The following is a 12,278-nucleotide window of genomic DNA, read 5'->3' on the forward strand; positions in this document are numbered from 1 at the left end:
CAGAAGCGAGGCAGCCCGTTTGGCGAGTTGACACCCGAAACGGCGATGGTCAGTGTGCCAGTCGGCTTGGGCATCATCGAGTCAGCCATTGCGGGCGCTGGTGCGGCGGCAGGAGCCGCGGCAGGCGCAGCGGCGGGTGCCGGAGCCGGGGCAGCAGCAGGTGCGGCAGCCGGGGCAGCAGCGGGAGCCGCAGCGGGTGCGGCAGCAGGTGCGGCGGCCGGGGCAGCAGCAGGAGCCGGCGCAGCGGCGGGTGCTGAGGGAGTGGATTCCTCACTGGAGGAGCAAGCGAGAGCAAGCGCGAGAATCGCGGCCAACGCCACACCAATTAGTAGTCTCTTATCCGGTAGTTTAGGCCACATAATCGCCATTCCTCCTTAGTATCTCGATAGTGTTTATGCGACACCGTAATAGTCGTAGACGGAAACTTGTCCGTTTTTAACATAGGGTCTGAGAGTCCGTCAACCCTAAAAGGCCGTTTCCACGTCCACTTTGAGACGGGTTATGCGTACAGCCTGAATGGAATCTTCACGAACTGACAGCCGTAAACGCAGGGGGCTTCGGCGCTGATTAGCAGATAACTGAAGCGCACTTAGCTCTGCCGGACCGTCTGCGTGTGTCCTACATGGGTTGCTGGGCTCTGTATTCGGTGTGGGAGGTGTGGTGATATCTAGTGACCCCGACGGGGTCAGAACGGGTAGGTGCGGAAGTTGAGTGGCTGTTGGCCGTTCCAGTAGTAAGGGCTGCTGCGGTCGTCCTCTGGATAGTAGACGGGGCCGTCGTGCAGCTTGCATTTGGGGTGGCCGCAGTTAACCAGCCTGAATGATGTCGGGATGCTCGGAGTGGGTGACCACCTCTCGTGCTCTTCTTTGGTTGGCGGAGGGCCGAGGTCTTCTTCCTCTTTGGCCGCGGCGGATTCTGCGTCTGCTTTCTCTTTAGCTTTCGCCCTGGCCTTGGCCTGCTGGGCCTGCTGTTCGGCTTCTTCTTTCTCTCTGCGTTCTCGTTCCTCTGCGATCTGCTTTCGACGTTCGATCTTGGTGTCGATCATTGCGTTGAATTCGCCGAGTTCCCTAGCGACGATTGCCTCGTACTCCTCGGGGTCGAGGGAGTTCTTCCACTCGTAGAACCACTTCTCGGAGTTCTCCCATGCCTGGTCGTAGGCTGAGAGGTCGCGCTTGTAGGGTGGGTTGTCGGGGTCTGGGTCCTGTTTGGCGAGTTCGGCCTTTATGCGGTCGTCTTCGTCGAGGATTGGTGTGATTAGTTCGATGAAGGCTGACCAGTCGTCGTCTTCAGGGGTGAATTGGGTGGGGGTATTGTCTGTCCCGGTATCGGAGCGTGTAGGGGCAGGTTTCAAACCAGCCCCTACGGGAGGTTGTTGTTCCTGGTTTTCTCCCCCGTATCGGGTACGGGGCAGGCTCTCACCCCAGCCCTCTCCCGCTGGGAGAGGGGGCTTTTGTGTGGCGTGTTTGCCGAAGCCTCTGGATAGGAGTTCTCTGGCTGCTGAGATGCGGTGGTGGGGTTTGAAGGCGCTCAGGGCTCCGTCCATGACGTTGATGAGGAAGCGGCATACTGTGCGTCCGTCGTCGGTGGACTCCTGGATGGCCCTGGCTAGCTTCTGCTCGAAGTAGGTGTCGTCGGGTGATCTGGAGTCGAGTCCTGGTTGGGACGGTTCGGGTGGGTAATCGAGGATGTAGTTGCGAGCCTCATCACGGTCGTACTTGACGAGTAGCTTTGCGGCGTCGAGCCTGTGACAAGGTTTAAAGTCGTCGAGCTCGTCGCGCATGACGGCGAAGAGGAACTCGACGATGGAGGTCCCGTCGTTGGTTCTGTCGTGGATTATGGTTGCGAGGGTCAATTTGGAATTGGGAATGGTGAATTTGGAATAGGACGGATGTTCTGGTAGGAAGGATAAGTGAGGAGTGGGGTGGGGGTCAAGGGGGTGTTGTAGGCTCGATTGGTGGGGGGCACTAGCCACGTGTTGGTTACCTCGGATACGATTGGGCACAGGTCAGATTGGACTAGTTAAACTCACGGAGGCATTTGATGGCTGACTTTGAAGGCATACTACCGGCGATAGCGACTCCCATGGGGTCCGACGGCCGCTTCAATGAAGCGGCGTTCAGGGAAGTAATGGAGTTCAACATCCAGGCTGGTGTGGACGGATTCTGGGTGGCAGGCGGCACCGGTGAGAGCGTGCTGCTGGACGACGAAGAGAATATGGCGATTGCCCGGGCTGCCGCCGACCAGAACCGAGGCAGGATCAAGAACATCATGCACGTCGGGGCTGCGACCACGCTGAGGGCAGCGCGCCTGGCGGAAAACGCGGCTGCGGCCGGGGTCGAGGCGATCTGCTGTGTACCGCCGTTCTTCTACAGGCAGACGGACGAAAACATCGTCGAGCACTACCGGACGGTGGCTGCCGCTGCCGACGTCCCGCTCTTCGTCTACAACCTGCCGCAGTCGACAGGGGTGGAGATCACGCCCGAACTGATGGCGAAAATCCAGGATGGCGTGCCCCAGCTCAAGGGTCTCAAGCACTCGTCGGTCAACTTCACGAATGTGTACAACTGGGTGGACATGGGACTCGGCTGCCTGATCGGCAGCAGCGCGCTGATGCTTCCTGCCCTGACAATCGGGGCGAGCGGTTGTGTCGATGGACCGCCGAACATTGCTCCCGAGCTTTGGGTAGAGATCTGGCGGGCGTACAGTTCCGGTGATCTGGCGCGTGCGGAAGAAGCTCAGAAGAGGGCAACCAGGCTCACGATGCTGGTCAGGCAGTTCGGTATGCACGCTGTCATAAAGGCCCTGCTCAGCTACAGGCTCGGTATCGACGTTGGAGACCCGAGGCTGCCGACACAGCCTCTCACTGCCGAGCAGAGGGACCACGTGATAGCCACCGCCGAGGCCATGGGCGTGGGACGAGTGGCAGTTGCCCAGTCTGACGACTAGTAAGGGCGTAAGACCAAGGCATTTTCATTGTCCGGTGTCTCTGAAGTAGTCCGTTCGTGGTGAGCCGTTCGTCCAGCTCGCGAGAGCCCTGTCGAACCATGACGGGACGGCCCTTCGACAAGCTCAGGGCGAACGAGAGAATCGACGACGAGGCGAAAACGAAAAGACCCTGGCGACATACCAGAATAACTGGACAGGATGGGATTGGCCTGAGAGGACATCGGGCCAATCCCATCTTTGGTTATGTCCCCCAGGGAGCGCGTTGCTATAATTACGCATTGCAGCGTGCAGTACCTGTTGAGCAATCCAGGTTAGCCGCGGTTGCATCTCGGAAAGCTCAGTGGCAAGGGTCGGGGAGAGTCGATGGGTCTGCAGGAAATATCAGTAGAATACGTGATAGCCGTTTCGGTGCGCGCCGGATTGGGGCTGCTGTTCGGCATTATGCTGGGGATGGCTGGGCTGATAACCGCTGCCATTGTCGCCCCCGGAGGCCTTTTCGCAATGCCCCTGTGGCTCCTGGTGACTGCAATTGCCATCGGGTGCAGCATATCGGGGACGATCTCGTACTTTAAGCCGGAGACTGACTGGGTGACGTTTGGGAAGACCCTTGCCATAGTATTCGCCGGAGCAATGATCGGCGCCTGGATAGGCGTGTGGTGGGGTGAAGTCTTCTACCCAGAGGGCGTACGGAACGAGAGGCTGGTAGCCTACGGCGACTTTCGTTCTCCCCCAAACATGGCCAGGATAATGTGGTCTGCAATTGGCAGCACGGCAACGGGCGGCTTCTACTACGCCTTCCGGGCATGGAGATTCCATGAGGTCTAATGAGACTGCACAGAGCGGCTCCGGCCCCGCAGCTAGTGCGCTGGACAGAGTCACGACACTTACTTTCGACGTTTTTGGAACCGTGTTGGACCTTACGGGCAGCCTCGAAGGGCCGACCGGAAAGTTCCTCAAGGAGCTAGGCTCCGAACTGACCGGAGCGGAGTTCTACCCGCAGTGGCGAGCAAGGCAGCGAATCGAGCAGTTCCAGGACTCGATGCTGATGCTCGGCCACAGCGGCTACCTAGAGACATGCCGGCGCTCGCTTGTTTACGCTCTGCGGGCAAACGGGATCGGGTTCGAGTCCGAACAAGTTGTGGAGTTCATGTCAGTGTGGCAGGAGCTGAGTCCATACCCGGACTCCCTTGATGGCCTGAATCGACTTGCCGACAAGTTCCGACTGGTAGCCCTTTCCAACGGTGAGCCAGACTATCTTGAGCACCTGGCCCGAAATCGCATCGAGTTTGATTTCGACGAGATCATCTCCGTGGAGGAGGCTGGGGCGTTCAAGCCGCATCCTGGCGTATACCGGGCGGCTGCCCGGATCCTGAATTCCGAGCCGGGAGAGATCATGATGGTCGCTGCACACTCTTTCGACATCATGGGCGCGAGAGTCAGCGGCTACCGGGGTGCCTACGTGAATCGCTACGGACTCCCGTACGAGGACACTGAGCAGTACGTGCCTGACATCGTCGTAAGCGACTTCAATGAGCTTGCAGATGATCTGCTTGGAGTTTCTGCACAGTGAACGCGCCCAACGACGTGGTTGTAGTTGGTGGTGGAGTCGTAGGCACGGCAATCGCGTACTTCGCGGCTCGCAGCGGGATCTCATGCACGCTCCTCGAAAAGGGCGCGATAGGTCTGGAAGCATCGAATGCGGCCTCAGGCGTTCTCTCGCCCTCACCCGGTGATGACGACTATGCACGACTCGGCAGGAGAAGCCTCGAGCTGTTCCACGAATTCGCGCCGGTCCTGAGAGACGAGTCCGGAATCGACATCGAACTGGAAGAGTGCGGGGAGCTAGTCCTGGCACTGAATGAAGGCGACGTGATCTCGTTGCAGGGCTTAAGATGGCAGCTTGCGGCCATGGGAACCGATGCCAGGTGGGTGGAGTCCGACGACCTGGTCGAAATGGAGCCCTGGATCAATCCGGCGGTCGTGGGCGCTGTCTACGAGCCGGAAGTCTGCCGAGTGAACAACCAGCGCCTCTCAGATGCACTGGCTAGTGCGGCTGCACGACACGGCGCCGCCATAAACCAGGGGGTCGAAGTAACAGGCCTGCTGCTCGACGGCGGCAGCGTCATCGGTGTGTCCACGAGCGAGGGGCCGGTACATGCCGGGAACGTGGTGCTTGCTGCAGGGGCATGGACTGGACTCATGGACAGGTGGCTGTACGGCGACGACAGCCCCAGCTCAGCCGGGCGACCTATGGTTAAGCCTGTCAGGGGAGTCAACCTGAACCTGCGTCCGAGGCAGGGTGGGATCAGCAGCGTCGTCCATGGCTCGTGGGGGCTCCTCGTTCCTCGCAATGATGGCTCACTTATTGTGGGAGCCACTGTTGAGGAGGTCGGGTTCGACTCCAGGGTGACGGCTGGCAACATCCACTCGATACTGGGTTTGGGGACCGCGCTGGTGCCTTCTCTGGTCGACGCTGATCTCAACTGGGCCCTGGCAGGACTCAGGCCAGGATCTGCCGACGCGGTGCCTACCATTGGGCCCGTGCCGGAGTTCGAGAACGTGTACCTGGCATCAGGCCACTTCAGGAACGGCATACTGCTGTGTCTCGCGACAGGTGAGGCCATCGCTGGTATGCTTGACGGCAACCAAAACGATCACCTCGCTTCGTTCAGCCCGTCCAGGTTCCTGTAGCCCCGGGTCAAACACTCTGGCAAGTGCCTCGGGTGAGCGAAGACAGCAGCTCCAGGAGGAACAGATGTCAGTCAAGATTGGCGTTGGATTTGGCGGATGGCCGTTTCCGTCCGAAGACCCGGACCACCTGTGGGAGTACACGGACACCTGCGAGGAGCTCGGCGTGGACTCGCTGTGGCTCAGCGACCGAATAGTCTCAGAGGTCATCAACATGGAGCCGTTGATTGCGCTGTCTTTCATCGCGGCTCGTACGAAGAAGCTGAAGTTCGGCACGAACGTGATCGCGCTGCCCCTCAGAAACCCGACTGTCCTTGCCAAAGAGGTAGCGACGCTCGACTTCCTGTCAGGAGGTAGATCTCTTCCCGCGGTTGGACTGGGCACCGGAGACGAGCGCGAGTATGAGGCCTGCGGGGTCCCAAAGCGGCAGCGTGGAGGGAGAACTGATGAGGCAATCGAGGTCATGCGACTCCTGTGGTCGCAGGACGACGTCTCCTTCGAGGGACGGTACTTCAACCTTCACAACGTGACCGTCCAACCCAAGCCTGTTCAGGCAGAGCTTCCTCCGATCTGGATTGGGGGACGCAGCGAGTTCGCCATAAGGCGCACGGCCAGGATCGGCGACGGGTGGCTGGTGTCGCAGGCTACACCCGAAGAGGTCGGCGAAGGGGTCTCGCAGATCAAGTCTATGGCTCCTGAGTTTGGCAACGAGATCGAGGACGATCACTACGGCGCGCTATTCAGCTACTGCATCGCAGATACGTACGAAGAGGCACGACGCATCGCTGAGCCGTACATGCTGCGTCGAAGGACCGACGTCGACTACGATGGCTTCTCCGCATTCGGCACTGCCGACAGGATGAAAGCATTGATCGACGAGTACATCGACGCCGGTGCTGACAAGTTCGTGGCTCGGCCCGCGTGTCCTCCGGAGATGATGATGGACCAGCTCCATGCGCTCGGAAGTGACGTGCTTCCGAGCTATCACTAAGCACCGGTGAGATAGGGAGCCGTTCTGTGGCAGAGCACACGATTCGAGTTGGCGACGCGAGCATCACGTCGGTCACTGACGGGCACATCCACTTCCAAACGTCAGAGTTCTTCCCGTCGATCGAGCCGTCCGAGTGGGATCCCTACCGCGACCAGCTAACCGACGGCGAACTTATCAGGATGAATGTTGGGTCTTTCGTGGTGAATCTCGGTGATCACACGTGTCTCATCGACACAGGTCTTGGAGAGGGTGACCATCCATTCGATAACTCAGAGTGGGGCCTCTTGGCCGCGGACATGGAGTCCAAGGGCATCGCTAAAGAAGACGTAGACACCGTCGTAATTTCGCACCTGCATCGCGACCATGTCGGCTGGAACACGGTGAACGTCGACGGGGAGGTGGTGCCGTACTTCCCCAATGCGCGCTACCTCGTTCCCAAGGCTGACTGGGACACGTTCACACGACGTGCGGGCATGAGCATGTTTGCCTACGTGCGAGAGAAGGTGATGTCGCTAATGGACGCGGGACTTCTCGACCTGATCGAAGGGGAGCAGTCGATTGCCGACCACCTCACCGCGCTGCCGACCCCGGGCCATACCCCCGGACACACGAGCGTGCTGATAAGCTCCGCCGGCGAGAGCGCCGTCGTGCTGGGAGACGCTGCACACGTACCGGTCCAGGCACACCATACCGACTGGAGTCCGCGAGCGGACACCAATGCCAAGCTGTCCCGAGCTAGTAGGGCTGAGCTGTTTGATAGAATGGAAAGAGATCACTCGCTGGTGGTATCGGGACACTTCCCTACACCTGGATTCGGAAGATTGGTACGAGTGGAGGGCCGGAGGTACTGGCAGGCGCTGTAGCAGGGGAGGATTCGGATGGTTCAACAGGCCCACAGACTGTATAAGAGTCGCGATGACCGATTCATGTTCGGCGTGGCAGGAGGGCTGGCTGAGTACTTCGATATCGACCCCGTGCTCGTGCGTGTGGGATGGGTGCTGCTGGCGATTGGAACAGGCGGGATCGGTCTGCTCGTCTACGTCGTCCTGGCCATCGTTACACCTGATGGGCGGCGAGTTGAGGCAAAGTCGGCGTTTGACGACGACACCGCAGTCGATACGTCGGATGTCCTCGACGAGCCAGACTCCGAACCACGCGGCACCAGAAGGCAGACTACCAGAACCATCCTGGCGTTAGGATTGATTGGTTTCGGAGCAATCTTTCTACTAAACAACCTGGGAGTGTTCGGTTCGATACGCTGGGACATCGTCTGGCCTGTGGCCATAGTGGCGTTGGGTCTGACAATTCTGATTCCGTCGATCCGGCGCTGACGTCATGGCGTCCTCACGCTCGGAAGCAGTGCGTCGCGGGTTCTCCCTTGTTGGGGTACTTCTGGCAGCACTCGGAACGGTACTCCTACTTAACACGGTTGGAATTCTTCCCTTCGCAATTTGGTGGGAGCTGGTAGATTACTGGCCCGTGCTGCTGGTGCTGGTCGGAGTGAAAATGCTCCTTGCTCCTCGCGCACCTTTGCTGGGGATCGGAGTGGCTGCGCTGATCGTGTTTGGTGCGGTCGCAGCGGCCTTGGTGACGATGCCGGAGAACCGGTCCGGTGGGCCTGTACACGTCACGTTCGTGGAGCCTATGGGCGATGCGGAGATCCTGCGCCTAGGCATGGGATTCGCAGGTGGCAGCGTTGAGTTGTCTTCAGGTTCTTCTGACGAGTCCTCCAGTCCGTCACTTTTGGCTGCTGACTTCGGCAGTCGGCCGGCGGAAGTGATTCGCGACCAGTCGGGCATGGTGACCGAACTCTACCTCTCAGCGGGTGGCCCGGGTATTGACGTCACAATTACTGATGATGGGAAGGCATGGGACGTTCAGGGTGCCGACTTAGACGTTTTCAATCCTGGACTTAACGTAGGCGGCCTTGTGGATTGGCACCTGATGATCTCACCGGAGGTGGCACTCGAACTTGAGATTAACGCCGGCGCAGCTGACCTGGACCTTGACCTACAAGACCTGAACGTACGTAGGGTCGTGGTCGGGGCTGGAGCGACTGACATAAGGATAATGCTTCCCGTCGATGCTGATAGGACAAGCGTAGAGATCGCAGCCGGAGCAGCCAATGTGGAGATAGTCGTTCCCGAAGGAGTCGCGGCGCGGATCGAGAACGAGATACTGCTGAGTTCCACTCGGATCGACTCAGACCGGTTCCTGGAAACTTACGATGGCCTGCACGAGTCCCTGGACTACTCCACGGCAAATAACCGAGTCGATATAGAGATCGAAGGGTTCGCTGCGGACGTCACAGTCAGCTAACCTTGTCCCAGCCATGTGGCCTGCGTAAAATGCCATTCGGCATGAATGCCCGAGTCACTACGGAGGTCCCGTTTGTACGCCATTGATCTGGAAGGAAAGAACGCCTTCGTTTTCGGCGTTGCGAACCAGCGCAGCATTGCCTGGCACATAGCGAGCGCGCTTGATCAGGCGGGCGCACGTGTTGCGCTCTCATACCTGAACGACCGGATAAGGCCGGGGGTCGAGCGTCTAGCATCCGGCCTGTCGTCGGGCGCGCCACTCATCGCATGCGATGTCAGCGACGACGCATCATTGGAGAACGCATTCGAGACCGCCCGAGCGGAAATGGGTGGCCTCGACATTATTGTCCACTCTGTGGCGTTTGCAAACAGGGAAGACCTGGGTGGCCCTTTCATCGACACGCCCCGCGAGGGTTTTCGCATGGCGCTCGACATTAGCGCATACTCGCTTGTGTCGGTCGCCCGGCAGGCTGTCCCGCTAATGGAGAACGGTGGCAGCATAATCACCATGACGTTTCAGGCCTCTAGCAGGGTCTTCCCTGGCTACAACGTGATGGGCACAGCGAAGGCTGCGCTGGAAAACGAGGTGCGTCAGCTAGCGTGGGACTTAGGTCGGGACAACATCCGAATCAACGCAATCAGCGCAGGCCCTGTCGACACCCTTTCCTCCAGGGTCATCAGCGGATATCGGGACATGAAGAGAGCCCACTCCGATCGCTCCCCCATGGGAAGGAACATAACTCACGAGGAAGTAGCCAATACGGCGTTGTTCCTGTGCTCGGACATGTCGACGGGAATCACCGGCGAGGTAATCCATGTGGATACCGGCTACCACGTGATGGGGATCTGATCTATGAACTGGGCTGAAACGATTGTGAACTGTCTGAAAGACTCCGACGTGTCGCTCATTGCCTACGTGCCGGACATCAGCATCCACCAGGTAACCAGGCTGATGGAAGAGGACGGCTTCTTCCACGTCGTTTCTGCGACTCGCGAGGAAGAGGCCATCGGAATCGCGACCGGTGCGTATGCCACGGGTCGAAATGCCGCAGTATTCATGCAGTCAAGCGGATTTGGCAACTGCGTCAACGCGCTTGCCAGCCTGTGTCTCCCCGCGAGGGTGCCATTGCCGATGTTCATTAATCTGCGTGGCGAGGTGGGTGAGTTCAACATTGCGCAGGTTGCCATGGGACGGTCGACGAGGCCGATCCTGGATACGCTTGGCATCCCGTACTATACGCTCGACACTGATGACCGGCTCGATCTACGAGTTTCCGGGGCTCTCAAGCTCTGCTACGCATCGAGGCAGCCCCTCGCCCTTTGCATGACACCCCTGCTCCATGGTGGGAAGCTCGCCTAGCCTGGGATGATCAGTCACCAAATGTTCGAATGAGTCAGATTGCCTGCACCACACCGCTCCCGGGAGAGTAGCTTGCACAGATTTTCTGCCACCAAGAGAGTAAAGGACCTCGTGGGGGATATGGCCGTCGTTGCAAATCTCGGTCCCACGACCGACGAACTCTGGCACGCCGGGCACAGGGACCGCAACTTCTACACCTATGGCTCCATGGGGCTGTGCTCATCCATTGCGCTAGGCATGGCACTCTCGACGGATGAGAAGGTGCTGTCCCTGGACGGAGATGGCTCGCTCCTTATGAACATGGGGACGATTGCCACCATCGGGCGGGAAAATCCAGCCAACCTAATAGTGGTTGTGTGGGACAACGAGCAGTGGGGGCAGACAGGGTACCAGGCAAGCCACACGGCATTTGGGACCGACCTCGAGAGGGTGGCCAGATCCTGTGGGATTGAAAAGACAGCTACAGTGGCGGACGAGGAGGAGTTGGAAGCAACGCTTCTTCAGGCGATGCGTGAGGATGGGCCGTGGTTCATCGTTGCCAAGATTGAGGAGGAGGAGTACCTCCCGGTAGCACCCATCGAACCTGAGGTAACCCTACACAGGTTTCGAGCCTCTTTCGGCGCGTGAGTCCGCTGGTACTGCCCGCGACTCGTCTGGACTGACTTGAGCCTGGGTTGAGTTACCGCTCTCAGGGGGCTGTTGTCGCATCGGAGCCCGGAGTTCGGGCATCAGCAGCGCAACGAGGCTGAGCGAAATTATCCCAAGTATCGCGAAGATCGTGATTCCCGTGGCTGGCGAAGTCGTCTCTGCAACAGCGCCGATGAGCAGCGCCCCTATCGGTCCTGCCCCTATCGCCAGTGAAATCACTCCCAGCGCTCGCCCGCGCATGTCATCAGACGCCGAGATTACGATGATCGTCGACTGCATGGTGCCGAACCCCGCTGTTCCAAGTCCCAGCAGAATCAGCACTGGGAGTGAGACTGCGAACCACTGGGATGCAGCAAAGGCAAGTACCAGTACAAGCCCAATCAGCGATCCGCCAAGATAGACCCGTCCGTGGTACCTGAGCTGCCCAAAGGAGGCGATCGCAATCGATCCAATGATTGCTCCCAGCCCATCAGCTCCCATCAGGAGGCCCATAAGGCCCGCCCCGACGTTTAGGGTCTCTCTAGCTATAACGGGCACCATCTGCATGTATGGGAAGAGCAAAAGGTTCATCAGCACTGTCACTACGACGGTGGCCAGTATGATCCGGTTGCTTCTTACGTAGAGGAACCCCTCAAGCAGGTTTCTCGCGACGCTGTGGGTTGCCTGCACAATCTCTCTTGGGGGCAATTTCAACGCCGTCAGGAAGACGAGGGCCACCAGATACAGCGCGATGATGACGACGTAACCCCCTATCAGCCCCACGACCTGTATCAGTATCCCCGCCAGTGCAGGACCGATCATCCTGCTCGCGTGCATGCCAACCGAGTCAAGCGCCATGGCATTTGTCACGCCAGCGCGCCCAGTGACATCCAGCACTATCGAGCGCCGAGCCGGCATATCGAATGCCCAGCCTAGTCCGCTGGCCAATACCACTATGTAACTGTGCCAGTACTCTTCCGATCCAGTGACCAGCAGGAAGAGCATTGCCGCTGAGGCCGCAAGATTAAGGAGCTGCGTGAGCATGATCAACTTGCGACGGTCAGCCCTGTCGGCCAGCACCCCCCCAATTGCTCCGAAAAGGAGCAAGGGAATCATTCCGAAGAATCCGACAAGGGCCACAAGGAATGGAGAGCCAGTCAGTTCAAGGACCAGCCACACCATGAGAGTCATCTGCATCCAACGCGAGATATATGAGAAGAAGTTGGCCGGCCACAAAAGTCGGAATCCGCGGTGCCTGAACGCATCGAGGGTTGGGGGAAGCTTGGTGTTGCGAGGTCGCAGATGAGGTAGGTTAGCCATGAAAGTCAGTCGCATTCTACTCCGCGCT

The 12,278-nt window shown here is 59.0% G+C and carries 14 protein-coding genes; 12 read left to right on the plus strand and 2 right to left on the minus strand.

Annotated features, from left to right (window positions below):
- On the plus strand, positions 1–378 hold a 378-nt coding region (locus J4G14_04000), incomplete at its 5' end, for a hypothetical protein (protein ID MCE2456958.1).
- A 307-nt stretch (positions 379–685) separates the two neighbouring features.
- On the opposite strand, the gene J4G14_04005 is transcribed toward J4G14_04000, so the two are convergent.
- A complete protein-coding gene (locus tag J4G14_04005; GenBank protein MCE2456959.1) occupies positions 686–1,852 on the minus strand; it encodes a hypothetical protein in 1,167 nt (388 codons plus the stop codon).
- Between the two features lie 188 nt (positions 1,853–2,040).
- Between J4G14_04005 and J4G14_04010 the strand changes: the two genes are divergently transcribed.
- The 11 genes from J4G14_04010 to J4G14_04060 all read left to right on the plus strand — a co-directional run bounded on the left by J4G14_04010 (position 2,041) and on the right by J4G14_04060 (position 10,930).
- Positions 2,041–2,946, plus strand: coding sequence for a dihydrodipicolinate synthase family protein (locus tag J4G14_04010; GenBank protein MCE2456960.1), 906 nt, complete (start codon positions 2,041–2,043; stop codon positions 2,944–2,946).
- A gap of 363 nt (positions 2,947–3,309) precedes the next feature.
- Positions 3,310–3,771, plus strand: coding sequence for a hypothetical protein (locus tag J4G14_04015; GenBank protein MCE2456961.1), 462 nt, complete (start codon positions 3,310–3,312; stop codon positions 3,769–3,771).
- Entirely contained in the window at positions 3,761–4,516 is a 756-nt protein-coding gene (locus J4G14_04020) for a haloacid dehalogenase type II (protein MCE2456962.1), read from the plus strand. The genes J4G14_04015 and J4G14_04020 overlap by 11 nt, the downstream gene beginning before the upstream one ends.
- Positions 4,513–5,637, plus strand: a complete 1,125-nt coding sequence (thiO, locus tag J4G14_04025) for a glycine oxidase ThiO (GenBank protein MCE2456963.1) — start codon at positions 4,513–4,515, stop codon at positions 5,635–5,637. Before J4G14_04020 ends, thiO begins: the two co-directional genes overlap by 4 nt.
- Before the next feature lie 64 nt (positions 5,638–5,701).
- Positions 5,702–6,625, plus strand: a complete 924-nt coding sequence (locus J4G14_04030; protein MCE2456964.1) for an LLM class flavin-dependent oxidoreductase — start codon at positions 5,702–5,704, stop codon at positions 6,623–6,625.
- A gap of 26 nt (positions 6,626–6,651) precedes the next feature.
- The gene (locus J4G14_04035; protein ID MCE2456965.1) at positions 6,652–7,488 is read left to right on the plus strand and encodes an MBL fold metallo-hydrolase; all 837 of its coding nucleotides are present in this window, start codon (positions 6,652–6,654) and stop codon (positions 7,486–7,488) included.
- A gap of 15 nt (positions 7,489–7,503) precedes the next feature.
- The gene (locus J4G14_04040; protein ID MCE2456966.1) at positions 7,504–7,956 is read left to right on the plus strand and encodes a PspC domain-containing protein; all 453 of its coding nucleotides are present in this window, start codon (positions 7,504–7,506) and stop codon (positions 7,954–7,956) included.
- 4 nt (positions 7,957–7,960) lie between these two features.
- Complete coding sequence (locus J4G14_04045; GenBank protein ID MCE2456967.1) at positions 7,961–8,944, plus strand: hypothetical protein; 984 nt, start codon at positions 7,961–7,963, stop codon at positions 8,942–8,944.
- A gap of 45 nt (positions 8,945–8,989) precedes the next feature.
- Entirely contained in the window at positions 8,990–9,793 is an 804-nt protein-coding gene (locus J4G14_04050) for an enoyl-ACP reductase (GenBank protein ID MCE2456968.1), read from the plus strand.
- Between the two features lie 3 nt (positions 9,794–9,796).
- Entirely contained in the window at positions 9,797–10,303 is a 507-nt protein-coding gene (locus tag J4G14_04055) for a decarboxylase (protein ID MCE2456969.1), read from the plus strand.
- Between the two features lie 72 nt (positions 10,304–10,375).
- The gene (locus J4G14_04060) at positions 10,376–10,930 is read left to right on the plus strand and encodes a sulfopyruvate decarboxylase subunit beta (GenBank protein ID MCE2456970.1); all 555 of its coding nucleotides are present in this window, start codon (positions 10,376–10,378) and stop codon (positions 10,928–10,930) included.
- Here J4G14_04060 and J4G14_04065 read toward each other — a convergent pair.
- Entirely contained in the window at positions 10,898–12,250 is a 1,353-nt protein-coding gene (locus J4G14_04065) for an MFS transporter (protein MCE2456971.1), read from the minus strand. The two genes, J4G14_04060 and J4G14_04065, sit on opposite strands and share 33 nt — an antisense overlap.
- Positions 12,251–12,278 lie beyond the last annotated feature (28 nt).

Source organism: Dehalococcoidia bacterium (genome assembly GCA_021295915.1).
GTDB lineage: Bacteria > Chloroflexota > Dehalococcoidia > Lucifugimonadales > UBA1123 > VXRN01.

Bases quoted from the DNA above. Each gene is read 5' to 3' on its own strand.
- J4G14_04015 (MCE2456961.1), top strand. From the start codon at position 3,310: ATGGGTCTGCAGGAAATATCAGTAGAATACGTGATAGCCGTTTCGGTG.
- J4G14_04010 (MCE2456960.1), top strand. From the start codon at position 2,041: ATGGCTGACTTTGAAGGCATACTACCGGCGATAGCGACTCCCATGGGG.
- J4G14_04065 (MCE2456971.1), bottom strand. From the start codon at position 12,250: ATGGCTAACCTACCTCATCTGCGACCTCGCAACACCAAGCTTCCCCCA.
- J4G14_04045 (MCE2456967.1), top strand. From the start codon at position 7,961: ATGGCGTCCTCACGCTCGGAAGCAGTGCGTCGCGGGTTCTCCCTTGTT.
- J4G14_04030 (MCE2456964.1), top strand. From the start codon at position 5,702: ATGTCAGTCAAGATTGGCGTTGGATTTGGCGGATGGCCGTTTCCGTCC.
- J4G14_04055 (MCE2456969.1), top strand. From the start codon at position 9,797: ATGAACTGGGCTGAAACGATTGTGAACTGTCTGAAAGACTCCGACGTG.
- J4G14_04050 (MCE2456968.1), top strand. From the start codon at position 8,990: ATGCCCGAGTCACTACGGAGGTCCCGTTTGTACGCCATTGATCTGGAA.
- J4G14_04040 (MCE2456966.1), top strand. From the start codon at position 7,504: ATGGTTCAACAGGCCCACAGACTGTATAAGAGTCGCGATGACCGATTC.
- J4G14_04020 (MCE2456962.1), top strand. From the start codon at position 3,761: ATGAGGTCTAATGAGACTGCACAGAGCGGCTCCGGCCCCGCAGCTAGT.